The organism is Levilactobacillus fujinensis, from assembly GCF_003946335.1.
In the GTDB taxonomy this organism is placed as follows: Bacteria; Bacillota; Bacilli; order Lactobacillales; family Lactobacillaceae; genus Levilactobacillus; species Levilactobacillus fujinensis.
The window spans coordinates 1-23,941 of the sequence record NZ_RHNX01000038.1 but is presented as its reverse complement, the minus strand read 5'-3'; the positions used below and the strand labels follow the sequence as shown (position 1 = coordinate 23,941).

Here is a 23,941-nt window from a genome sequence, read left to right as displayed (position 1 = left end):
GACTATACTAATAATTTAGATACTAATAGATACAATATAGATACTCAAAAGTTGGACTTTTCCACAGCCAATTTCTCCCCAGCAGAAATTCAAAAGCAAAACCAGGATTTGGTGAACCATGCTAATGATTTCTTAACTGATGAAGACAGTGGCTTACCGGTTTTCTTAGAACCAGAAGCTGTGCAACTACTTAGTTTTTGGTGCCGTACCCCGCAACAAATGCGGCGCTTCATTGGCATTATCTTAAATGCTAAGTACCGAGTTGAGAAAGATCACAAAGATATTGGTGTCATAATCCTACTTGGTGATGAGGAACTGAGACCTTTAATGACTAAAGCCTTGAGACGCTACTTTAACGCCCTGAGAAGCAATGAGAAGCACATCAAGAATGTTGAGAACTACTTATACGGCACCATGCAAAACCTATTTGGCGTTTGGTGGAATAAACAAGCGGCTAGAGAATATGCAGCCAAACACCCCGAAGAACAGAACACTTACAATGAACCTTATTGGAATTAAACGCCGTATAAGCTCATTTAAGCCGTTTTAAGCATTACATGCATAATTATATTAAAATCGCTTTAAAATCGCTTAGAAGCAAGAATAGACACCTTGAGTGGCTGAATTGGCGCTTGGTGGAATAAACAAGCGGCTAGAGAATATGCGGCCAAACACCCTAACGATGAGCGTGCTTAAAACTAAAAAGCTATATAAGGCCATTTAAGCTGTTTTAAACAGATAGAGCATAATTATATTAAACGAGTTTTAAAATGCGCTTACGGGCACTTTAGGAACGTTGTATAAGTGCCATTGCGGAAAGGACAGCAAACTTAAATTCACAACTTTTAAAGAAGCAGGCTAATTGATATGGTACTCAAAGATTAGTATAATATGAGTAGTAATAAAAGGGGGGGCGAGAAAATCATGGCAGTTAAGGAAAAGAAACGCGTACAAGTCCAGATTGACAAAGAATTGGCAGATAATACCGAAGCCGTTTTAAGCCAGTTAGGTCTAAACCCAACTACCGCGATCAATATGTTTTATAAGCGGATCGTAGCTGACGCAGCATTACCGTTTAAACCAGCCCTGAGCGAAGCCGAAAGAGCTAATTTAAGCCTTTTAAAGGCTACCAAAGAGACACCAGTAACAGAGTTCAAAGACGCTAAAGAAGTCGCTGATTGGCTCAATGATCCAGATGAGGACTAATGGCTTATCAGATTAAATAAATTAATAACTTGGAAGTGTGATGAACATGAAAGATACAATCACAATTAATGACTTTTTTGAAATTGCCAAAGAAACGGATTTAAAAGATTTACTTGATAAGTCATTACATGAACCAGATCCAGAAAAGCGCAAAGTATATGACGCTTTATATACCTACTTTTTAGATAAAAGGCAAGATGAGGTTATTAAGCGAAAGGACTTTGTCCGTTGATAGATAAACCACAATACATTATTGTTGCTGGTATTAACGGAGCAGGGAAAAGTACGCTATACGATACATTCCCCATCTTGTTTGACAAAACAAAACGGATTAACGCTGATGAACTTTTAAGACAAATGGGTGGCGATTGGCATAAAGATAGTGACAACTTAAAAGCCATGAAAGAAGAAATCAAACAACTACACTATGCTTTAGATCACCAGCAAAGTATTCACGTAGAAACAACACTGGCAGGTAGAGGCAAAGCTCAACTCAATTTGATTGACAAAGCTCACAAAAATGGTTTTGAAGTGACTTTATTATATGTTGCTTTGCGAGATGAAAATTTAGCTATCCAAAGGGTCAACGAACGGGTACAAAAAGGTGGCCACGGTGTTCCAGTAGCAACGATCAAGAAACGTTATCAGCAATCCAAACATAATTTGCCATTAGTGGCCTTTAAATCTGATAAGGTCATGATCTATGATAATAGCGAAAAGTTTACCTCTGTTTATGCAAGAGAGAAGGGACAAGTTTTTAAGAACGATTTGAGGCATTTTCCTTGGATAAACCAAAATATTACTTATCCAGAAAAGGTGCAAAAGCAGTTACAAAATTTTGCAGATCAAAACCCAGAAGTAAAGCCTAAAAATGATCCAGAAAATAAAAACGATCGGCCTAGTTACTAGGCTGATCGTTTTTGAGTTTATTCGGTTTATGGGCGTTAACATAGTCAGCAAATATTTTTAAAAGTTCTTCGGTTTGTTCGACCGAGAGGTTATTAGCTTGAAAGTATTTTTCGAGCAAAGCCCCTTTTTGAATTAATCGGCGAGAACGGGCTTTGCGGGCTTGCCGATTTTCATAGTATTTAGATTGCCGTAACTTAAAATCTTCCCGCTCAATTTTTTGTTTTAAACGCGCTTGCTGCTCGACTAGTTTTTCATATTGATTAGACATGGAATTGCCCCATCTCGTATGGCTAATGATCTACGGACTTTACCTTTAAAAATTCAGAAAATTGCTTGGATAAAAGCTTAATCTGATCGTTAGACAAATTAGCATAATCTAAATTGGCTTGACTGATGATTTGTTTACCTAGACGTTGTTCAATCTTATTTTTTTCGTCCTTAATTTTTTGATTAAGGGCTTTTAATTTAGCTTCTTGTTTTTCTAAGTTGCTTTGAGACATAACGATCCCTCCAATCATATTAGAAATAATCACCGACACTATATCATAAGGGAAACGTTAAGTCAAAGTATAAAAGTTGAAATAGCGAAGCGGAAGGCATACACTAAAAGTAAATTCAGGAGAATCAGCAGACCGAGTGAAACGAGGTCAATGCGCACTTACACATAGAATTAATTCTATGTTGTGCTAACCCCCAAAAAACCTGTATTAGAAGTCGCCGATGGCGACAACAGAGGAAAACCCATAGAATCAAAGTAAAGAGGTGACTAACATGGCAATATTTCATATGAGTTTTAGTAATATTAGTGCTGGTAAAGGACGCAGTGCCATTGCCAGTGCCGCTTATCGAAGTGGTGAAAAATTATTTGATAATCAAGAAGGCCGCCACTATTTTTATGCCCGCTCGGTTATGCCAGAAAGCTTTATTTTAACCCCCAAAAATGCACCAGAATGGGCCAGTAATCGAGAACAATTATGGAATGAAGTTGAAAAGAACGATCGTAAATCAAACTCGCGGTATGCCAAAGAATTTAACGTGGCTTTACCGGTAGAATTAAGTGAATCCGAACAGAAAGAATTACTGACAAAATATGTGCAAGAAAATTTTGTCGATCAAGGTATGGTAGCTGACGTAGCAATTCATCGCGATCACTCAGACAATCCGCACGCACATGTGATGTTAACCAATCGCCCATTTAACCCCGATGGTAGTTGGGGATTAAAAGCAAAGACGCAGTACATTAAAGATGAAAATGGCAAGCAACTTTTAACCAAAAGCGGGTTTCCAAAACAAAGGAAAATTTGGTTGGTTGATTGGGATAAAAAGGAAAAAATTAATGAGTGGCGGCATAATTGGGCAACAAGTGTTAATCAGTCTTTAGCACAAAAAAATATTCCGGATCGGATTAGTGAAAAATCGTTTGTCGATCAAGGGATTCAAGAGACACCTACCCAACACGAAGGCATTAACAGCCAAAGAAAAAATCGAAAAGCATTTAATCAACAAGTTAGAGCGCAAAGAAACGCTCAAGCTAAATATCATAATCTTGACGAAAAGATAAGAAATCATGAACATTTTGACGCGTTAACTGACGAGCTATCGTTCTCTGAAAAACACACAATTAGTCATCTAAGTCAGCAATTGAAAACCTATGTCGATTTAGAACATTTAGATGATAAACAGCGCATGCTGTTTAATTGGAAAAACAGCTTATTAATCAAACATGCCATTGGTGAAGATGTAACCAAGCAACTGCTGACTATTGACCAGCAAACGACATCACTAGCACAAGCTAACCAGTTGTTAAATAAAGTGGTGGAACGAGCAACGAAAAAGCTTTATCCGGAACTTAATTTTGAACAGACAACCGCAGCTGAACGACGGGAACTGATTAAAGAAACTAATAGTGAACAAACGATTTTTAAGGGTAGCGAATTGGCAGAACGGTTAGCGGATATTCGAAACGACTTATTAACCCAGCAATTATTGACGTTTACCAAGCGGCCATATACCAGCTGGCAGTTAGTTAATCAGCAGGTCCAAACAATTAAGAAGCAATTAACCACGGTACTAGCCAAACATGGTCACCAGTTAGACGATTTGAAGCCTACTGATCGGGGCATACTAGCCGCTTATCAACCAAGCGAACTCGAATTCATTTCTAAAGCGGTGAAAGATTTACGGGTCATGCGGGAAGTTAAAGCCGTGGTGCAAACCCAATACGACAGCATTCTAACGACTGCTTTTCCGGACAGTGACCTCGATAAGCTAGAGACGATTGACAAGGAGCAAATCTATACCGCTGTGGTTTACTATGACCCAGAATTAAAGCCATTAAGCGCCGATGATCTTAGTCAATTGCAACAGCAGCCACCGGTAGTCTTTACTAGTCAGCAACATCAAGCCGGTTTAAATTACCTGTTAGGTAAAATGGAATTAAAAGATATTCAGGATCATCGACTGCAACGGGTCTTAAAACATGATGGCACCCGGCAACTGTTTATTGGCGAATGTGGCCAAGATCCTAAGTTGGATCACCAACAAATTGAAATGGTGCAAACCCGTTTGAAACAACAGACAATGCGCTTTGATCAATATAAGCGAGCTCAAGTTAAGGACTATCAGGCCATTAATTACCACCCAACTAGCCCGAAAAATTACCTGATGAATATTTTGGACGAAGCCTTAATGACCACTTTATATGCGAAAAATACAGACTATCTAAGAAAACAGCAACTACGTGGACTAAAGGAGACCGAGTGGGAAATGACGAAAAAGCAACGGCAACACCAAACTCGAAACCGGCATGAAGATGGGGGCATGCACTTGTAATCTAAATGTAAAATTAAAAGTGCACCAACGTGCTCATTTAATGGTACAATGAACCCATAATATAGGGAAAGGAGTATTCACATGTGACAAAGAAACAGGAATGGTTTAGCTTAGCTCAAGCTAGTCTCAAGCTTGAACGAGGTAGTACGTACGTGAGTGTTTGGTTAAGACGGCACCCTAACGAGTTGCCAAGTGAAATGCTCATGGAAACGGGCAAAGTTAAATTAATATCTGAAGATGGCATTGAATGGATTAAAAACCACATAAAAAAAGAGGGCGTCCTCGTAAGCAGTGAAGTTGCTAACGGGGATCAGCACCTGGAAGTTACGATTCTAGGTGTCACCCTCCTAACAATCCATTTTACCGGGCGGGTTAGGGGAAAGCTAGTTGTTTAGCGTCCCTAACGCGCTTTTTTTGAGGAGGTGATCCAATGAAAGCAGAAAGCTGGCAAGGCATTAATGGCAAGTTAGTTCATGATGATCAAAAGGCGATTGTAGTCGATGATGATCAAAAATTAACCGATCAAAAACAGCTACAAGCAATTTTAGATCAAGATGGTCAGCCAATCGATGAAGTTCGCCGAGCAATGATTAAGAAGACGGTTAAACGTCAGCTAAAAACTCCGCCATTAAAACTTAGGGGCTGGTTTAATCGCCATCAAGACAGTCAAAATGCTAAAAAGACCGAAAAGTTGGTAAGTGATAAACCGACCCATCAATATAAGCAGATCAAAAACGAAATGACCTTTTTTGGTGAGAGCTTCTTAGAAGGTTTCTTAGGCTTCTATGGCTTAGAAGTTGATAACGCCTTAGGCCGTTATGAACATAATGTGCATGTCTTAGAGACCCAAGAGCTAAGTCAGTCAGAAAAGGAGTATTACTTAGCCACGAGTGAAAATGGCCGCGTTAATTTAGCTACTGACCCATTACCAAGCCAGCAAATTGCCGAGGAACAATTGGATAAATTCTATCAGCGTGAGCCAGAAGAAACGCAGGCAGAATCGGTTCAATTACGGTCACAGGAAGACGGAAAGGAGGAATAACATGAAGTTCAACAAAGTAAAAGCGTTAGCAACTACTGGAGCCACCACAATTTACTTGGGATTGATGAACGCTCAGGTCGTCTTTGCCGCAGACGGTGGCGAAGTTAAAAGTAAGCTAACCAGCGCTGGGAAGACGATTCAAGGTATTTTAACCGGGTTGGTCGTTTTAGTCGGGATTTGTGTCGCACTATTTATTATTATCAAAAGAATGCCTGACGCAGACGATCCGCGAGAAAAGTCCGAAGTCTATCATGCGGTTGGACGAGTTGCCGGCTTAGTTGCCCTAGCAGCTGCAATTATCTGGCTATTACCTTGGGTTTACAGTCTATTCACTTAATTTAAAAAGGAGCCTGCCAAATGAAGAAAGGAAAAGAATTTATCTTCCCAGAAAACGTTGATAAAGATTACGGGATCTGGAAAGACTACACCTTGAAGGATTTTGGCATAGCGGGACTGGCAGGACTAGTGGGCTTAATTTTTATTGCGATCCCACCCTATGGGTTGATTTTAGTCCTGATAAAAATAGTGATTGTTGTCTTAGCCATGACGATTGTCATGGCTATTTTAACAATTAGGCCAGTTGCGGCGCGGAAGAATATTAAAGTGCGGGATAACTTTAAGTTGAAACGTCGCTATGCCAATGGTCAGAAACTGTTTTATTTACAACCGAAGAAGCGAGGTGAACTAAATGCGTTTGAAGAAGAGCAAAATCACCAATAAATCAGCGGAACTCGACTGGGATTACCAACCGCCTAAAATCAATGGTGGCAAAGAGACCATTGATGACATGAGCTTGGTGGTGGGTATGTATGGTAATTACGAAGTTACCAAAACGGGTAATCTCGTTGGCATTTTGGAAGTTAGTGGGATCAACCTTGATCTACTTAATGAAACCGAACAACAGGACGTTTTTGAGGACTATGGCGCGTTTCTCATGAGTACCTTAGGTGAAGGCGTTGATGACACATTACAGTTCTTAGAACCAACAATACCTGTCAATATGACGGCTTATCTCAATGGTCTCAAAAGGCGGTATCTCGCACTACAAAAAGATCACCCCGAGCAACAGTTCAAAATTCAATTAATTGCCAGTTATTTGGACCACTTTACTAAAGTCCAGGAATCCAAAAACATGACGACGAAGCAACATCTGCTAATCGTTAAGGTGCCAATTAAGGACAAAAGTGTTAAGAGCTTAAACCTAGCGGTCACTCATTTAGACGAAAAGATCGAACAGGTTAAACGGGATATTGAAAATGCGTTAACGGACTTTGATGTGACGGCCAAAGTTTTGACTAGTCAGGAAGTCCAAGAGATTTTAAAGAACTTGATCAATTTTAATGGATAGGAGGCAACAGCATGAGTTTTGGTGATAAGGTCATTGATTTATTTATGCCAACTAAAAAAGAAAGTAATCAAGGCAACAGCGGCCAAACGGGTAGTAAGCCCAAACTGGAGGTTGAAGACTTTACCAAGCTGATTGATCGCGATAGCTTGCATTCACTATTCCCGTTCAGCTGGGAACAGTACCCCACCTATGTTCAATCGGGTGAGAACTTTATTCGAGTGTTAGCGATTGCTGACTATCCCAAACGAGTGTACGGCAACTGGTTGTCAGAATTGAAGCGCAAAAAAGGCGTTATCGATATTGTGCAATATATCGACAGCGCCAGTAACAATTCAATGATTACCTATTACAAGAAGACGATTCAAAATAAGGAAGCGCAGAAGCTCAATACGTTCGACCCGTATAAAAAGAAGATTCTGCAAAATTATATTGATTCAGCCAACATGCAACTAGATAAATACCTCGATAATTCTACCACATTTGTGTACCAACATATGCTCATTTATCTGCGGGCCAACAGTTTAGCGGAATTAGATGACTTAACCGAAAACGTTAAAAATACGCTGATTAAGCTACAAATGAAGCCCCTCGTGCCTGTTAAGGCCACCTTCCAAGCTTTTTGGTCAACCATGCCAATTAACGAGAACCTGATGGGGGATTACACCTATAAAGAAAGTAATACCGAAGTAGCCAGCAGTATGTTTCCCTTTGATGACGCCGAGATTTTGGACTTAAAGCCCAGGAGCGATATTGAAGGAGTTAACAAAGACACTAACAGTTTAATTGCCGTGGATATGTTGGACCGCAACAAGACCCTGAACCAAAATCAAGTGATTATCGGAACTTCCGGGGTCGGCAAGACGACCTATATGATCCAGAAAATCTTACGCTATGCCATTCAAGACTATCAAATCTACATTATTGATCCGGAAAATGAATATACCAAGATTGTTGAAGCATTGGGTGGGGCAGTCTTGCACTTAACTTCTAATGCGAAGTACAAAATTAACCCGCTACAAATCTTTTCCGAGGAAATCTTAAGCGCCGATGAAACGGTCACAAACCTTGATTTACTAGTCAAAGATAAAATCCAGCGATTAAAGGGATTATTTGAAGTCCTTAAAACCGGGATTACCCAAGTTGAGCTGGCAATCCTTGATGATGTCGTTAAACAAGCTTACGTCAACAGTGGCGTTTTGAAATATAGCCGCTTAAAAGAGGTTAAAGACGATCAATGGCCGACTTTGTCGAATGTCTATGACGAGTTGGAAAAACTGGCTGATAAGGACGCTGATAAATTTAGTCGGGTAAAAGACTTTTACTACATCTTAGGCAGTTATACCCATGGTTCTAACAGCCTATTTGACGGGCATACCAACGTAAACCTAAAGGGGAAGATCATTTCTTTTGATCTAAAACCACTACAAAGTGAACAGGAAGTCCAATCAGCGGCTTATCTGAATACCTTCCAGTATTTGTGGGACGAAATCACCAAAGATCGGCATAGCCGCAAGAAATTGTTTGTTGATGAATTTCACTTTTTAACCTTACACAAAGCGGCTGCCACCTTTTTCCATCAAGCCTACAAACGGTTTAGAAAATACAATGCCGGGGCGATTGCCGGAACGCAGCAAATTCAAGATGTGATCGAAGGCACAACGGACACCGGTCAAAATATTGGTGAAGCCATCATCGGGAACTCCTATACCAAAGTGTTCTTTGGCCTTGACGGTAAAGGCGTTGATGATGTGATTACGAAACTACGCATGACGTTCTCGGATAAGGAAAAGAAGTTACTAGAACGCCGTAGACAAGGTGAAGCCCTGATGATCTATGGTAGCCAACGCGCTTTTATGCGGGTGGAGCTAACCGAAGAAGAATTGCGGTTAATCGACCCAGAAGCTTACCAAGAAAAATACAACCGTGAGACCACCGGACAACCGGATTATCAAAAGCGTGTGATCCTGACACCAAGTGAAATTGACGCCTTGACTACCACCGAAGAGGAAGGAGGGACTTTAAATGAGTAAAGCAAACCAGCTATTGAATATTGAGGTTGGCACGTTCAAACGACAAGGGAACAAGTTAATCCTTGAACTCAATCACAATCAATTTCGATACGACCAATTAAGTGAGCTAAACGAATTAAAGCAAGTTGATCCCAATTTCTTGCAGTTGGTTAACGTGGTTGAGCAAGACCAGAAGGTCGTTTTGACTTATACCTTGCCAGATAAGGTCAAATCACTAAAGGAATTACCCCATGAAAATAAGGCGATCCGGTCAGCGATTGCTAATGAAATCATGAGCCAGGACGTGGTCACGGATAGTCAATACCATATTGCGTTGAACCCAGCCAATCTATGGTATTACCCAATGCAACACGTTTGGTACGCTTATCGCGCCAATGAACTCATGCCTTATGATGATAAGCACAGCAACTTAGCTAAGTACAAGGCTTTAATCCTATTTTGTTTAACGGGGACGCCATATGAACGGCTATTGAGCAACCCTAAAGAAGCCCTAGCCAAACACCCTGACGAGTATTTACAACAAGTGGCTAAAGCCACGTCGTTAGCCGAATTAAAAGAAGTGGTTAACGGCATTGAGGATTTTGTCAGTTACCACGAATGGCAAGCAGTTGAACAGAACCAGCAGAAAAACAAGCAACGTTTTTGGTTAAGTGTGACTGGGATTGCGATTGTGGCTGTGGTTGCTATCGGTTTAGTTCACAAAAATGATGAACGGAAGTATCAGAGCCTAGCTAATCAGAATCAAGCCCAGGTCACGCGATTAAGATATAGCGGGAAAATTCAAACGGCTTTAAATGATCAGAAGTGGTCAGAAGCCCAAAAAGCCATGAAAAAGGCCGGATACAGTTCAAACAAGCAAGCCCAAACATTCCTAAAGCATAAACAATACCAGCAAGCCTTAAAGGTTGATCCAAGTCAGTTAAACAAGGTTGTCAACACGGCTTATGCCAACCAAGATAGTAGCCAAGTGGCCGATTGGCAGTTACCAAGCAGTGCAACAAGTAAACAAAAAGACCAATTATCGCTAGAAAAGGCCATCGTCAACTACGATACCAATACGTTGAATAACCAATTATCCTTTGCCACTAATGGAGACGTGCTATTGAGAATCGGACAAGCTTTTGTAGCCCATAACGATACGCAAGACGCCCAGACCGTCCAAACCAAGTTAGCCGGCGTAAACAGTCCTAAAGCTAAGTATTTAAAAGCGCTGTTAAGCCTCAATTCCGCTAAGAACGAAGTTAGCGATGCGCAAAAGAAATTAGACGACGCCAACAAGATTGACGGCGGCAAAGATAAGGATAAAGACAAGAAGGTGGATTCGGCTAAGTCGGACTTAAAGAATGCGCAAAGCGATCAATCAGCAGCGCAAAAACAGGTCGATCAAGCCAAGCAAAAAGTGGGTGATTAAATGCAGGTACTGTCGTTTGAATATAAGAAAAAGAAGTGGAAGTTGATTGCTTATATTGTGGGCGGCGCCATTCTGCTAATCATCTTGCTAATTGCGGCAGTCACTGGTCAATTGCAAGAAAACAGCTGCGATGATTCGACTACCGCAACCCAGACCCAGCTCGATAGCAAGGACATGACGTCCAATGCTAAAAATATCTATGCGCATTGGAAACAGAAGTATGGCGCAACCCCACAAGCGGCCGCCGGTATTTTGGGGGTGTTACAACTAGAAAGTCGGCTTGATCCACAATCTGTTAATTCAAGTTCCGGTGCCACGGGCTTAGCCCAATGGTTAGATGGCCGAAAAGATAAACTGGAAGACTTAGCTCACAAAGAAAACAAACCAGCCACAAATCTCGGAGTGCAATTAGATTATCTCGACCAAGAATTGAACAGTAGTTACTATGCGTCAAATAAGAAGATATTCAAATACACGGACGTGCACAAAGCGACCAAGGACTGGTTGATGGATTTCGAGGGTATGAGCAAAAACCCGGAACAATGGTATCTAAGCCAAAGATACGGCTATGCCGATCACTGGTATTCAGTGTTTGGTGCCAGTGATCCAGTATCTAGTAATACGCTCGATAATGCTAGTACCGGCGACATTAACCAACTTGGTTGTAGCAGTGATCCGAGTTACTCCGGCGGTAGTATCGTCAAAAACGCGGAAAGCATGAAGGGGGACTTCTACTATGTGCAAACGCACCCCAGTCTTGATCTAGGTAGCGATTTAAAGAATCCCAATAAAACTGGTGGCACGGATTGTTCCGGCTTTGTCTGGTTAGCCTTGAATAAGGCTGGTTACAAGGTACCGGCCAACATGGGTTGGTTTACCGGCACAATGGCCAGTGACGCCAAAGGCAGTCATCAATATCTTAAACAAATCAGTGAAAATGACGCGAAAGCCGGCGATATTGTGATTGTCAATCAAGGCGCCGGCGCGGGAAACAACGGCCATACGGCCATTCTGTTAGGCAAATGGCAAGGCAAAGCCACCAAGATTATTGAGCAAGGTGGGACAGGTGACAAGATTAATGAAAGCACCTTTGGCACCGCCTTTTATAGCTTACTAAGTGGTAGTGATGTGACGTTAGCCCGGCCGATCAAGAAGTAAGGAGGATAAATAAATGAAGCGGAGCATGGTTTTAAGTGTTGCGATTGGTAGCTTGATCTTAGTTCTGTCATTAGGGGCGAATGCCTATCAACATAGCCAAGTTAAACAGGCGCAACAGCAGATCACGCGCATACAACAACAGAAGCGACAAGTTAGTCAGCAATTGGCTAAAACCAACCAACAAAAGCAGTTATTGAGCACCCAAATTGACAGTTATAAGACCTACCAAAATAATAAAGACAAAAGTTCGGCTGAACTTAGCTTTAATACGGTGGTCACCAAGTTCTTTGATGTCATGAATAACTTTAAGCCCAAGACCTACGGTCAGCGTAAAGATGGCGTTAAAAACTTGATTTCCGACAAGTTATATCAGCAATACTTTTCCAATAAAGGGACTTATGGCGATAGCAATAGTGTTTCAGCCAAGTTAAACCAACTGAATCTGTATACACAAAGTAAGCAGGGGCAAAACATGAAAGGCTTGGCGGTTGTTAGTTACCAAAGTAAGAGTGGCGACAACGACTGGCAAAAGGCGACGGTACTTTACCAGGTGACCTTCGATACCACCACGAATCGAATCACCGCGGTACAAAATTTAGGTAGTAGCTTTAAAGCCAGTGACCTTAATTAAACGGGTTAGCAAAGTCCTAGCGGTAATCGTGGTGGTTTTAGCCGTTAGTAGCTTTGCTAATCATCAATACGTGAATCACGTGGAAAAACAGCGATCAATCGTGACGTTAGCTAAGCACCCTAAAAAAGTGTTGTTCTTCTATCGCGATGATTGCCCGGATTGTCAATCCATTTTTCACCGAATCTATTGGCACAACGCAATTAGTCATAACATTGTGTTTATCAACATGAATCAGCCGCAGAATCGCCATTACATTCAGAAGTATCAACTAACGTCGGTGCCAACCTTGATCCATTGCAAGCAACGGTACACCGGAACCAACCAACAAAAGATTAAACAGATCGTAGGTGATTAGATGAAAAGTAAACTCTTAAATGCCATTAAAGCAAGCTGGCCGTATTTACTAACGCTAATCATTGGCTTGTATTTAGCGGAGATTTTAGCTGGCTCTGTCATGGCCTTGTCCCGTTATAAGCTAACCTTTGCGGATCATATGCCAACCGTATTAAAACAATTAGCTTTACACCCTTGGCACTATTACAACTTATATTTAGGCCAAAAGAACCCGGTACTAATTATTGTCAGTGTCGCCGTGATCCTATACACCATCTATTTTGCTTTGAAACGAAACAGCAAACATAAAGCGTGGGAAACTGCGGACACTGAAACTCACGGGAGTGCGACCTGGGGTGATCTAAAAGAATTGAGTAACCATTACTTTAGTATCAATGCCAAAGACCTGACAACAGCGTTTAACAACAGTACCAAGGCAGCAGTTCTCAAATCATTAGTCGACCGTGAGAAATCATCGAAGGGGGCAGATTAACATGAATGGCACAATTTTAGGAATCGTGGATAAGCAGGCTGTTTATCAGAACAACTCAACCAAACCCAACCGGAATATTTTTGTGGTCGGGGGTCCCGGTTCGTATAAGACCCAATCAGTCGTGATTACCAACCTGTTTAACGAAACGGAGAACAGTATTGTCGTCACCGATCCGAAAGGTGAATTATACGAAAAAACGGCCGGGGTTAAGTTAGCCCAAGGTTATCAAGTGCATGTCGTCAACTTTGCCAACATGACGCACAGTGACCGCTATAATCCCTTTGATTATATTCAACGGGATATTCAAGCCGAAACCGTCGCCACTAAGATCGTCCAAAGTGAGAATGCGGAAGGTAAGAAAGACGTGTGGTTCAGTACCCAACGGCAACTTTTGAAGGCACTAATTCTGTTTGTCATGAACCACCGGTCGCCAGAGCAACGGAACTTGGCGGGCGTAACCCAAGTCTTACAGGAAAATGATGTGGAAGCCGAAGAAAAGGGCACAGATAGTCCGTTAGATACCTTGTTCCTGGATTTGAAAATGTCCGATCCAGCGAGACGTGCTTATGAATTAGGTTTTAAAAAGGCGAAAGGGGAAATGAAAGCCAGTATTATTGAGAGCTTGCTGGCAACCATTTCGAAGTTTGTCGATCAAGAAGTGGCCGACTTTACCAGCTTTTCAGATTTTGATTTAAAAGAGATTGGCAATACTAAGGTTGTCCTATACGTGATTATTCCGGTGATGGATAACACTTACGAAAGCTTCATCAATCTGTTTTTCTCACAATTGTTTGATGAATTATACAAATTAGCTGCCGATCATCACGCTAAATTACCCCATCAAGTCGATTTTATCCTTGATGAATTTGTTAATTTAGGGAAGTTTCCGAAGTATGAAGAGTTCCTGGCAACTTGCCGGGGGTACGGTATTGGTGTGACGACCATTTGCCAGACCTTAACCCAGCTGCAAGCCTTGTACGGCAAGGATAAAGCCGAAAGTATCTTAGGGAATCACGCCGTTAAAATCTGCTTGAATGCGGCTAACGACGTGACCGCTAAATACTTTAGTGATTTGTTAGGTAAATCAACCGTTAAAGTCGAAACGGGAAGTGAGAGTACCAGTCATAGCAACGAAGAGAGCCATAGCAAAAGCGATAGTTACAGCTATACGAGCCGTTCGCTCATGACGCCCGACGAAATCATGCGTATGCCCGAAGATCGGAGTTTATTAATCTTTAGTAATGCGCGGCCGGTCAAAGCTACAAAAGCGTTCCAATTTAAACTATTTCCTGGCGCCGATCATTTGGTTAACTTGTCACAGAACGAGTATCAAGGCCAACCAGAAGCCAGTCAAGAAACTAATTTTAAAAACAAGGTAGATAAGTGGAATCAGACAGTTAAAGCACAGCACCAAGCCAAAAAAGCCGATCAGACAACTGATGATGAGGAAGACAAATTGCAGGACAACATCGATCAAGAATTAGAGACTAGACATAAGAAAATGCTGGGATAAGGATTATAGAGGGAGAGTAACTTATGAAATCATATAGGAAATATATAATCGCTGTAATGACAGTATTGCTGATTGCGGTTGGCCTAACTGCTTGTGGAAAGTCAACTGCACAAGATCTCCAGAGTCATCAATGGACGTTTGACTCTAGCAAAGGTGATGGTTTAGCCGCAACTGCCAAGTTTACTAAAAGCAATCTAACGCTAACCGAGGCTGGGTTTAGTGAAGTTTACACGTACGAGCTAACTAACAGTGGCAGAAATGAACAAATAAAATTTATTGGTAAGAATAGCGTTTCTGGAAAACAAGAGACTCGCTTATTTAAAATGGCAAACAAAATTAATTGTGATATTATGATCATGTAGCATATATTGATTGTTTTAACATCGATTTTATGTGTTGAGGAGGCTTTTTATGAAAAAACGAAAAATAACAGTTTTAAGCAGTTTTTGCTTGTTCGTAATAGGAATCAGCCTCATGTTTTTACTTCCAAGTACAGTGCTCGCAAAGTCAGAAGGAAAAGTGGTGAATGTAAAATTAACCACCGCATTAAAATTGCTCAAACAAAAGAAAAGAAAGATAACGTATGTCCTCTATGCTTCTAGATACTGCATTCATTGTCAAAAAATGAAAAAGATTTACCGACAAGCTATTGCTAAGCATCCTAACAAGGAAATCTTTAAAGTCGATTTAGCTAACGAACCTAATTCTAGCTATAAAAAATTAAAGGGACTGCATGTAAATGCTATACCAACTTTAATAAAATACAATGGCACCCATGAGGTTACACGTTTAGTTGGAGAATCCAAAATTTCAGTAGTAGACAAGTTCTTACAATAAGGGTTCCTTAAAAATTAGAGGAGTTGTTGATTATGAGTAAGGCAAAACATTTTAAAAAAATATTTATCGGACTACTAATGTGCTCAGTTACTGTATTACTTGGCTCGTTCTTATTCCCAATTAATGGTTCGGCTAAAACTAGAGTTGGATCTTATTACCATAATTTAAATACAGAGCTTAAATATTCAAACTTGAGTGCAAAGGTTTCGTCTTTGAGCTCAAGCAATGCACAGCAAGATGTTTCTAATTTAAATAAAAGTGAGAAAATAAATAACTATTTAAATAATATAAAAAAACGTGGTTATACCAATGACCAAGACGCAGTCACACCATATAATTATCGTGCAACATCCTCAGTAGATCCTTCTATATCAACGGATGTTGTTTATAATGTTTACAAAAATAATGACAAAAATACTACAATATTAACTCAAACGGTTGTTGATAAGAGCAATAATAAGGTTGTAAGCTTCTCTGCTGAGCAAGGTACTACTAAGAGCACATCACCAAAAACCGAATTTTCCGCCTCAAACAATGAACTGAATCAAATTAATATTCTGGCGAAAAAAAAGACAAAGCATTTTAAATTTCATGGCAAAGAATTTTCATGCGGTATGGCTGGTGTGTTAGCTTGTGGTTCCTATTGTGCAGTTTGGGCTGCCGTAAATGGCATCGCAGGTTTAGCTTGCGCTGTCGTGTGTGGCGCTGCATCAGAAGGTGCATGTGCAATGAATCATTAATAAGAGGCAATTTTTATGAAAAAATATGAGAAAAATTTACTCTTTTACACGACTAAAAGTTTACCCATTTCGGGAATAATTGTTTCTGCAGGTGCTCTATTATATTTTGTTATTTATCAAAATAACTATACATGCGCAGCTGTTTTATATTCATTTATTCCGTTAATTGGCACTGTTCTAATTGCATTACCTTTCTGGATCCTTGTATATCGAATTAAGAAAGGTAATTCTCATTGATAAATAAAACCTATCTAAAGATAAATTACAAGTTCTAATGCTACACTTCAAGAAATTAAAGATGATTTATAAAAAAGTTCCAATGTAGACTTTTACATTGTCCGCAAGATAAAAGTCTACATTGGAACTATGTTAACTTTTAAAGTTTACCTGCGTGCTTTGAAAAAATACCCAATATTTGAATGTCTTGCTATGCGTTTTCCTATCTATCCGATTTATCAACAAATTCCATTATTTTAATCGCAATCACGGTTGGCAATCCGATCACTAACAGCTCGATACAAATCACCAAAAAGCTAGTAAGTATCGCCCCAATACATCTAACGGCGCCCCAACCCGTTAATTCAGGGTGCCAAGTGTCCCAAATCGACTTAAGGCCGGATCCGTGCAGCACCATCGGTACAATAACCCACATTAATAGCCCCAAGGTCGCCAGCAGCGTGATAATCCCCATCACCATAACAATAATGGTAATTGTCCGTTGTAAGGTACTCTTTTCAAGTTGGATGTAAGCTGATTCCTGAGACAACTTTTAAGAGAGCGTATAATGAATAAATCGTCTCTCAAAAGGAAGGAATTTTTACATGCCAACTCGTTACGACAAAGAATTCAAACAAAACATCATCAACCTATATAAACAAGGCGAATCAGCCGCCCAACTGGCCAGAGAATATGGCATTGGCTATTCAACCGTTCATAAGTGGATCCAGGGCCAAGCCAAAACTCAATCCGGTAAATCGCCAGACGAAATTAAAGCGATGGAAAAGCGGCTGGCTTCCCTGTCTGAGGAGAACGAAATCCTAAAAAAAGCCCTCGGCTTCCTTGCGCAGAGATAACCGATATCTTTGATTATATCCAACAAGAAAGCCAAAATTACCAGGTAACTAAGATGTGGCGAGTCATCGGGGTTTCAAGAGCGCATTACTATCGCTATAAAGCCCACAGGCCCTCAAAAAGAAGTCTGGAAGACAAAGATCTGAAACAGCTTTTAGAAAAGGCCATTAGGGTATACCCTATTGGTCTTTTTTATTTCTGTGCTATACTAGGAATTACAAGTGTTCATTAGAACTGTCCAAAAGGAGAACTGGAAATGGCTAAAATCGGTTATGCGCGTGTGAGTTCCAAGGAGCAACATTTAGATCGACAGTTAGCGGCTTTAAAAGACGTTGATAAATTATTTACGGATAAATTGAGGTCCTGAATATGATCAAACCATCCGTTTTTACGAGTCAGTGGGATTTGAGCGATTGGAAGTTTTCCCGACATTATGGGATGCTTGGAATCCTTGTTTGGTGTTGGTTAAGAAGCTTTAATAAGCGGCCAAATCGCCCGGAACAAAGTCCATAAAAATCGCCATGCCTGACAGAACAGATCGGCTCGTGTAAGCTTGATATGCGTAAGCGCATTCAAAACGAGGGATTAGTATGGGTCCATTCTTTCATGGGTCACGATGATCTCAGAATTATCCACATCCATTCTGTTGTACAACGTCAAGACTCGGACAATGACAGTAGCCATTTATACCGAAGTTATTCGTGGAAATTACGGCGTTGCAGCTGCACTATCAACGATTTTGACCGCGTTGACAGTGATTTCCTTGCTAATCTTCATGAAAGTTTCTAAGAATGGGGATATTGCGATGTAACCACAAAACTTCGTCGGAAATAGGACAAAAGGGAGTTGACCGTGACTGGTTGACTCTCTTTTTGCTGTGGAAGCGACTTTTGTTGGCAAAACTGGCTGAATATTCACATGAACGAAAAAAGATATATGTGGTGAACCTATTTACATCTAGTCTTAGAAACCATATAATATGGTTATTAAAGCCGCAAGGAGGCAGAACATGACCAAAAAAATTGCAATTGTCGTTGATTCGGGTTCTGATGTCCCTCAAAGTGTTCTTGATGAAAATAAAAATATTGCAGTCGTACCGCTGAATATTACTATGAATGGGCATAATTACCTTGATGCAGTTGATATCACACCGGATGAATTTTATTCGGCGTTAGCAACGGCGGAAACCTTGCCGAAGACGTCCAGTCCGTCACCACAAGCTGCCAAAGAAGCGATGGATGCGCTGTTCGCGGCTGGTTATCAGCAGATCTTCGGTATCACAATTTCGAGCGCGTTGTCTGTGACGAACAACGTCTTTCAATTGGCCGCGCAAGATTTTCCCGCTGACACCGTAACCATTCTTGACACAAAAAGCATCGGCATTGGCAGTGGCATCCAAGCAGCCTATGCCGCATCATTGATCAATGCAGGGGAATCTTTTCAGGACGTGATTGCAAAAGTTCGTGCCTCAATCGTCAAAAGTCGGATTTATTTCTACGTGCCAACCTTGAAGTACCTCAGTGCCGGCGGTCGAATCGGCCGAGTGGCAGGCCTTGTCGGTTCGGTTTTGCACATTAAACCGGTGATCTCATGTGATCCAGAAGGCGTCTACTACCCTCTTTTTAAGGCGCGATCTGAAGAAAAAGCGATTCAAAAGTTGGTTGAACAAGTCAAACAGGATTGTTTAAAAAGCACCCACTATCGTTTAGGAGTAGCCCACGGGCAAAACCCATCTTTAGTTAAAAAGTTGGCAGAGAAACTTCGTGAAGCGACTGGTCGGCCAGTTGATTTTATTGGTGAGGTCTCACCGTCATTGGGCGTGCATACAGGGCCAGGGCTGATTGGGGCTACAGTTCAGTCGTATTAAGGTGTTACAAAAATAAGTCACGCCTCTCAAGCTTTACCTAAAACGAAAAGCAGATCAAAATTGCCCTTTTCTCAATTTGTTGAGAAAAGGGCAATTTTGATTTGATAAAACAGTCATTCCAACCACTTATTCTTCTTAGCCATCTGCACGGCCTCAATTCGATTATGAACACCGAGCTTACTGAAAATAGCGGACAAATAGTTACGAACGGTTCCTTCTGAGAGAAATAGCGAGGCAGCAATTTGTTTTGACGATAAGCCGCTGGCGACTGCCGCCAAAACAGCGAGTTCGCGGTCGGTTAGGGGATTGCTTTCAGCTGTCACCATATTCGTGACTAATTCCGGGGCGTAAACCGTTTGGCCCGTCATCACTTTTCGAATAACGTCAATCAAATCATCACTGGGGCTATCTTTGAGCAAATAACCATTTACTTGGGCAGCAATGGCGCGTTCAAAGTAAGCCTTCTGTGCGAAGGTCGTTAAAATAATGACTTTTGTTGGTAACTCACTGTCATGAATCTTATCGGCAACATCCAATCCGGTTAACTTGGGCATCTCGATATCCAGAACGGCAACGTCCGGTTTGAGCTGTTGAATGTCCTGCCACGCTTTTGCGCCGTCACCAGCACTGCCGAGCACGTGTAAATCATCTTCCAAGTCGAGTAGCTGGGTGAGGGCGGAGTTTAACATGCTTTGATCTTCCGCGAGATATAAGGTAATCATATTAGGATCGCACCTCCTTTGGTAGTGTTAATGAAACGAGGGTGCCTTGGCGATTATGGTCAATGCTAAACGTGCCATCAGCTTCGTGCATGTGACTGCGCATGCCGCTAATACCATTGGAACCAGCCCGGACATAGTTTTTGGATTTGCCATCATCCTGAATGGTCACGGAATAGGTGGTGGGACTCTGATCAAATGTGATTTCCACCTGATGGGCCTGGGCATGGCGAATGACATTTGTGATGGCTTCTGTCATGACGGCACTAAACTGACTCTGAACCTTAGTTGGCCATTCAGTTGCTTCGTTTTCACCGCTAGTGATCAACATGACGTCAGCCTCAGCGAGATTTTTTCCTTGAGACAACAACATTTCGCTGAGGGACTGCTGATGGAGATCATTCACAATTGCCCGTACGAGTTGCAAATCATCACGACTTGTTTGCGCGATATCATCCAGTTCCTGTGCCACTCGCTCCGGAGCTTTGACAAGTAACTTTTTCGCCAATTCGGTTTTTAAGGTGATCATCGAAAAACTCTGACCGAGCGTATCGTGCAAATCCCGCGCGATCCGTTCTCGTTCGCCACGTTGAATGACCACTTGCAGGCGGCGGTTCGTTTGCCGGAGTTGCCGCTGATGGATGACTGATCGGGAAAAAGTATACGCCAGCATTGGCGACGCAATCGGGAAAATGAGTCCTGAGATTTCGCCAAATGATGACTGAAAGATGCCTGGTTGCGCTAAATTAGCACGCCACAGGCCAATACCGATGATGACATAGTATGCTGAAGCAAACCACCGAAAATATTTTCGCGGATACCAACCCAACATAAAAGAGACCTGCCATCCCGGGAAGATTAGCATGTAGTTGTTGAAAGCAAAGATCGAAAATAACCCTGTAATGCCTAATTCAAGTGGTATTGTGACCGGGAGCCATCGGTCAATTTCATTGACGAGTATGTAGACAATGAGAAATAAACCACACAAGCCAAGCCAAAACCAATCAGCCTCTGATTTAACGGGGATGAACTCAGCCATGATCGCAGGCAAATAGACCAGCCAAATATAGCTGGTCCATTCTAGATTTTTAATGCGTGTGATTAACTTACGCCTCACCCAAGGCCACGCCCTTTCGCTGTTCATGCTTTGAGAGCACGATCACCAGTAAACCAGTCACCACAAACCAAGCAACAATGCCCAGCAAATTCGTTAAGTCTACTTTAGCACGGGAAGTGAGTTGATTTAATAGTTGATTCACAAAATAGGTGGGCATGAGTTCACCGATTGACTGCAACCACTTAGGCAACATGTTGATGGGCCACCACAACCCGCTAACAATCGCCATCGGGAAAGTGATGAGGTTGCTGGCAAGACTGAGCGTTTCATATCTGCGAATGTACGATAAGCCGATACCGATCAACATAATGGGCAATTGTCCGATCAAAACGACACCAAATAGCGAGAGCCATTGATCGAAATGAAGACTAACGCCGTTAATGCCAACAGCTAAACTACCCATCACAGCAACTGAGAACAGACTCATCATTAACATCCAGAAAGCGACTGAAAGATAGTAGGGAAAGGTACCGTGAGCAGATAAGCTCAAGAAAGTAACAAGCCCTTGGTCACGGTCTCGTTTCAGAATCGCGGCAATTCCGAAGAGGGCACTAATCAGAACACTATAAACGATCATGCTATCCATATAACTTACATAGAAAGGCTTCATTTGTGTTGAAGAGCCGCTGACCATGACTTTTGTGAAGAGCAAATAGAAGCCAGCCGGCATTAGCAGCGAAAAGAAGATATAGGAAAAGTTACGTAAAATTAATCGTTTGCCATCAAAGGCAAGTTGCGTTTTAAAAGTTTTCATTTTTCGTCGTCCTTCCCAGTCAATTGTAAAAAGATATCCTCCAGCGATTCCCGGGTCACGCTGACTTGATGAAGCCGATCCAACATAGGTACCAAGGCTCGGAGTGTTTGATCGCCATCCGTGCTATGGATGATCAGTTTGGGGGCAACAAGTTGAACCTTATCTACTGCTGGCAGGCCGTTGAAAATTGCTGACTGCAAATCGGTTTCACAGGTAATGGTCGCGCCAAGATGCTGTTTTTGAAGTGCTTGCAGGGAGCCGTTAAAGACAAAGCGACCATTTTGGAGGATTAAAAGCCGATCAGCAACTTGCTGAATTTCTTCGAGGTAGTGACTGGTAATCACCATGGTTTTACCTTGCTGCCGCAGTTGTTCAATTTGCGTCCAGAAAGCTTTGCGAGATTGCGCATCCATGCCAACGGTTGGTTCATCCAAAAATAACAGATCAGGATTGCCAACGAGCGCAACAGCGAACGTGATTCGCCGCAACTGACCGCCGGAAAGAATGCCTAGCCGTTGTGGTTTCAAATCGCTTAAATGAAACTCATTCAACAAAGCATCCGGGTCAAGTGCACGAGGTGATTGCGCCGCGGCAAGCTGCATCAGGTCCCCGACGGTTGTGCCTGCAATCACCATGTCACCTTGGAGCATTGAACCAAGACGAACTTTACTATCAGGCGCACCTGGGCGCTGACCAAAAACGCTGACTTCCCCAGTACCTGCTAAAAGACCGAGTAAAATATTCAGAAATGTGGTTTTACCAGCACCATTCGCCCCAATTAAGCCGACAATTTCACCTGGCTGAACCGTCAAATTAATGTCTTTTAGGACTGTTTTGTCACCGTAGCTAAATTTTAAATGTTCTGCTTGAATTACTGTGGTCATTTCGTCCACCTCCACCATTGATACTACGCGGTGGGTGGGCTAGCCAGTAGTCACGAATGTCATGAATGGTATGTGACAAATGTCATGATCCCTATGAAAAAAGCCTGTCTTTGAATTTAATCAAGCACGGTCAATAAAAAGCGGCTATCTGAAAGCTTAGTGGGGCTTCGCAGGTAGTCGCTTCAGTTGTAGCGCACTATAACGGTATATCCGCCCCTTGATGCAAGCCTTTCTTAGTCTGATCGAAACTTTTATCGGACTTAAAGGCCCCAATGAGCTGCCGCATGTTCATGTCACTGTCACGTATTTCAGGCATGCTAGGCCGCAAAGTGGTACCGGGAACCGTGAGGCTGTATTGACTAGCAAGACTGGTAATAGGCGTTTTGGACTGATACATATTGTAGAAGGCAACCTGCTCACCATCAATCAGGGCATAAAACATATAGTCTGTCTGATTGACCGAAGGGATAAACTCAGAGAACACGATGAGTTTGCTGCTAGATCCCGGGACGAGATGATAACTGTAGGTTTCACTAGTACTGTTTGCGTAGTCAGCGACTTCGGATTGTTGTAAGCCGTTGAGGGCCCAGTAAGCCGTGAAGAACAAGGCCGCCCGGTCAGCGTCTGTCAGACCCGCTAGCTCACTGGCAGGTGCAAGTGGTGCTGTTTTCATAGCATCAATCGGGTAGGTGGTGTCGGTATTTTGCGTCCATGAACTTGAAGTGGCCGATTCATTGGTGACTTCGGACGAGGAACTTGCGGTGGAGGCACTGCTGCTAGAGGCTCTGGTGCAAAGTTTGCCTGGCAACTTCATTCTAGTATACTGAGTGACAAGAAACGAGGATTGTGCGCATGAATTACTTTAAAGGACGCCACTTTCAACAGGATATCATTATAGTAGCCGTTGGCTACTATTTTAGGTTCAGTCTCAGCTACCGTGATATCGTTGAATTGCTACGTGATCGCGGGGTTAGTGTGCATCACACCACGGTCATGCGTTGGGTTCATCATTATGGTCCCATCTTTAAGGCTTTATGGCGCCAACA

General features: G+C 42.0%; 27 protein-coding genes and 6 pseudogenes. 26 read left to right on the top strand and 7 right to left on the bottom strand.

Annotated features, from left to right (window positions below; translation table 11 throughout):
- The 4 genes and pseudogenes from EKM89_RS14100 to EKM89_RS11745 form a co-directional block, all read left to right on the top strand.
- Positions 1–519 (top strand): annotated as a pseudogene (locus tag EKM89_RS14100) (replication initiator protein A); the annotation flags it as partial.
- Between the two features lie 405 nt (positions 520–924).
- Entirely contained in the window at positions 925–1,206 is a 282-nt protein-coding gene (locus tag EKM89_RS11755) for a type II toxin-antitoxin system RelB/DinJ family antitoxin (RefSeq protein WP_010014831.1), read from the top strand.
- Between the two features lie 46 nt (positions 1,207–1,252).
- Positions 1,253–1,438 (top strand): hypothetical protein, encoded by a 186-nt coding sequence (locus tag EKM89_RS11750; RefSeq protein ID WP_010620892.1) that lies wholly within the window; start codon positions 1,253–1,255, stop codon positions 1,436–1,438.
- Positions 1,435–2,115, top strand: coding sequence for a zeta toxin family protein (locus tag EKM89_RS11745; RefSeq protein ID WP_010012556.1), 681 nt, complete (start codon positions 1,435–1,437; stop codon positions 2,113–2,115). The genes EKM89_RS11750 and EKM89_RS11745 overlap by 4 nt, the downstream gene beginning before the upstream one ends.
- Here the strand turns inward: EKM89_RS11745 and EKM89_RS11740 are convergent.
- Together EKM89_RS11740 and EKM89_RS11735 are read right to left on the bottom strand one after the other, a co-directional pair.
- Entirely contained in the window at positions 2,105–2,383 is a 279-nt protein-coding gene (locus tag EKM89_RS11740) for a hypothetical protein (protein WP_064554823.1), read from the bottom strand. The genes EKM89_RS11745 and EKM89_RS11740 overlap by 11 nt on opposite strands.
- A 22-nt stretch (positions 2,384–2,405) precedes the next feature.
- A complete protein-coding gene (locus EKM89_RS11735) occupies positions 2,406–2,633 on the bottom strand; it encodes a hypothetical protein (RefSeq protein WP_084995208.1) in 228 nt (75 codons plus the stop codon).
- A 253-nt stretch (positions 2,634–2,886) separates the two neighbouring features.
- On the opposite strand from EKM89_RS11735, the gene mobQ reads away from it, so the two are divergent.
- The 21 genes and pseudogenes from mobQ (at position 2,887) to EKM89_RS11625 (ending at position 19,421) form a co-directional block, all read left to right on the top strand.
- Positions 2,887–4,947 carry a MobQ family relaxase gene (mobQ, locus tag EKM89_RS11730; protein WP_125688738.1) on the top strand — a complete coding sequence of 687 codons (2,061 nt, stop codon included), beginning with the start codon at positions 2,887–2,889 and terminating at the stop codon, positions 4,945–4,947.
- 83 nt (positions 4,948–5,030) lie between these two features.
- Complete coding sequence (locus tag EKM89_RS11725) at positions 5,031–5,342, top strand: hypothetical protein (protein ID WP_008212308.1); 312 nt, start codon at positions 5,031–5,033, stop codon at positions 5,340–5,342.
- A 35-nt stretch (positions 5,343–5,377) separates the two neighbouring features.
- Positions 5,378–5,989 (top strand): hypothetical protein, encoded by a 612-nt coding sequence (locus EKM89_RS11720; protein ID WP_125688736.1) that lies wholly within the window; start codon positions 5,378–5,380, stop codon positions 5,987–5,989.
- A gap of 1 nt (position 5,990) precedes the next feature.
- A complete protein-coding gene (locus EKM89_RS11715) occupies positions 5,991–6,326 on the top strand; it encodes a CagC family type IV secretion system protein (protein ID WP_125688734.1) in 336 nt (111 codons plus the stop codon).
- Positions 6,327–6,346: 20 nt separating this feature from the next.
- The gene (locus EKM89_RS11710) at positions 6,347–6,709 is read left to right on the top strand and encodes a conjugal transfer protein (protein WP_125688731.1); all 363 of its coding nucleotides are present in this window, start codon (positions 6,347–6,349) and stop codon (positions 6,707–6,709) included.
- A complete protein-coding gene (gene trsD / locus EKM89_RS11705) occupies positions 6,678–7,337 on the top strand; it encodes a TrsD/TraD family conjugative transfer protein (RefSeq protein ID WP_125688729.1) in 660 nt (219 codons plus the stop codon). Before EKM89_RS11710 ends, trsD begins: the two co-directional genes overlap by 32 nt.
- Before the next feature lie 11 nt (positions 7,338–7,348).
- Positions 7,349–9,367, top strand: a complete 2,019-nt coding sequence (locus EKM89_RS11700; RefSeq protein WP_125688727.1) for a VirB4 family type IV secretion system protein — start codon at positions 7,349–7,351, stop codon at positions 9,365–9,367.
- Complete coding sequence (locus EKM89_RS11695; RefSeq protein WP_125688725.1) at positions 9,360–10,778, top strand: type VII secretion protein EssB/YukC; 1,419 nt, start codon at positions 9,360–9,362, stop codon at positions 10,776–10,778. The genes EKM89_RS11700 and EKM89_RS11695 overlap by 8 nt, the downstream gene beginning before the upstream one ends.
- A complete protein-coding gene (locus tag EKM89_RS11690; protein ID WP_125688723.1) occupies positions 10,779–11,936 on the top strand; it encodes a phage tail tip lysozyme in 1,158 nt (385 codons plus the stop codon).
- 13 nt (positions 11,937–11,949) lie between these two features.
- Positions 11,950–12,567 (top strand): hypothetical protein, encoded by a 618-nt coding sequence (locus EKM89_RS11685; RefSeq protein WP_125688721.1) that lies wholly within the window; start codon positions 11,950–11,952, stop codon positions 12,565–12,567.
- Positions 12,554–12,922, top strand: coding sequence for a thioredoxin family protein (locus tag EKM89_RS11680; RefSeq protein WP_125688719.1), 369 nt, complete (start codon positions 12,554–12,556; stop codon positions 12,920–12,922). The genes EKM89_RS11685 and EKM89_RS11680 overlap by 14 nt, the downstream gene beginning before the upstream one ends.
- Positions 12,923–13,393, top strand: a complete 471-nt coding sequence (locus EKM89_RS11675; RefSeq protein ID WP_057784762.1) for a hypothetical protein — start codon at positions 12,923–12,925, stop codon at positions 13,391–13,393.
- Position 13,394: 1 nt separating this feature from the next.
- Positions 13,395–14,906 (top strand): VirD4-like conjugal transfer protein, CD1115 family, encoded by a 1,512-nt coding sequence (locus EKM89_RS11670; RefSeq protein WP_125688717.1) that lies wholly within the window; start codon positions 13,395–13,397, stop codon positions 14,904–14,906.
- A 23-nt stretch (positions 14,907–14,929) separates the two neighbouring features.
- Positions 14,930–15,268, top strand: a complete 339-nt coding sequence (locus tag EKM89_RS11665) for a hypothetical protein (protein ID WP_057784760.1) — start codon at positions 14,930–14,932, stop codon at positions 15,266–15,268.
- A 49-nt stretch (positions 15,269–15,317) separates the two neighbouring features.
- Positions 15,318–15,743, top strand: a complete 426-nt coding sequence (locus tag EKM89_RS11660; RefSeq protein WP_034529862.1) for a thioredoxin family protein — start codon at positions 15,318–15,320, stop codon at positions 15,741–15,743.
- Positions 15,744–15,775: 32 nt separating this feature from the next.
- Positions 15,776–16,483 (top strand): putative immunity/bacteriocin fusion bifunctional protein, encoded by a 708-nt coding sequence (locus EKM89_RS11655; protein ID WP_034529865.1) that lies wholly within the window; start codon positions 15,776–15,778, stop codon positions 16,481–16,483.
- An 821-nt stretch (positions 16,484–17,304) separates the two neighbouring features.
- Positions 17,305–17,556 (top strand): transposase, encoded by a 252-nt coding sequence (locus EKM89_RS14325; RefSeq protein ID WP_089109983.1) that lies wholly within the window; start codon positions 17,305–17,307, stop codon positions 17,554–17,556.
- A gap of 254 nt (positions 17,557–17,810) precedes the next feature.
- Positions 17,811–17,912, top strand: a pseudogene (locus tag EKM89_RS11640) (recombinase family protein); the annotation flags it as partial.
- 4 nt (positions 17,913–17,916) lie between these two features.
- Positions 17,917–18,033: pseudogene (locus EKM89_RS11635) on the top strand (GNAT family N-acetyltransferase); the annotation flags it as partial.
- A gap of 113 nt (positions 18,034–18,146) precedes the next feature.
- Positions 18,147–18,365, top strand: a pseudogene (locus EKM89_RS11630) (iron ABC transporter permease); the annotation flags it as partial.
- Between the two features lie 198 nt (positions 18,366–18,563).
- Positions 18,564–19,421, top strand: coding sequence for a DegV family protein (locus EKM89_RS11625; protein WP_054712244.1), 858 nt, complete (start codon positions 18,564–18,566; stop codon positions 19,419–19,421).
- 113 nt (positions 19,422–19,534) lie between these two features.
- On the opposite strand, the gene EKM89_RS11620 is transcribed toward EKM89_RS11625, so the two are convergent.
- The 5 genes and pseudogenes from EKM89_RS11620 to EKM89_RS11600 form a co-directional block, all read right to left on the bottom strand.
- On the bottom strand, positions 19,535–20,143 hold the full coding sequence (locus EKM89_RS11620; RefSeq protein ID WP_125578368.1) for a response regulator transcription factor: 609 nt from the start codon (positions 20,141–20,143) through the stop codon (positions 19,535–19,537).
- Position 20,144: 1 nt separating this feature from the next.
- A complete protein-coding gene (locus EKM89_RS11615; RefSeq protein WP_125688740.1) occupies positions 20,145–21,179 on the bottom strand; it encodes a sensor histidine kinase in 1,035 nt (344 codons plus the stop codon).
- A 67-nt stretch (positions 21,180–21,246) separates the two neighbouring features.
- Positions 21,247–22,011 carry an ABC transporter permease gene (locus EKM89_RS11610; RefSeq protein WP_125688715.1) on the bottom strand — a complete coding sequence of 255 codons (765 nt, stop codon included), beginning with the start codon at positions 22,009–22,011 and terminating at the stop codon, positions 21,247–21,249.
- Positions 22,008–22,895, bottom strand: a complete 888-nt coding sequence (locus EKM89_RS11605; protein ID WP_125578370.1) for an ABC transporter ATP-binding protein — start codon at positions 22,893–22,895, stop codon at positions 22,008–22,010. Before EKM89_RS11605 ends, EKM89_RS11610 begins: the two co-directional genes overlap by 4 nt.
- A gap of 196 nt (positions 22,896–23,091) precedes the next feature.
- Positions 23,092–23,682, bottom strand: a pseudogene (locus EKM89_RS11600) (hypothetical protein); the annotation flags it as partial.
- Between the two features lie 65 nt (positions 23,683–23,747).
- Between EKM89_RS11600 and EKM89_RS11595 the strand changes: the two are divergent.
- Positions 23,748–23,941 (top strand): annotated as a pseudogene (locus EKM89_RS11595) (IS6 family transposase); the annotation flags it as partial.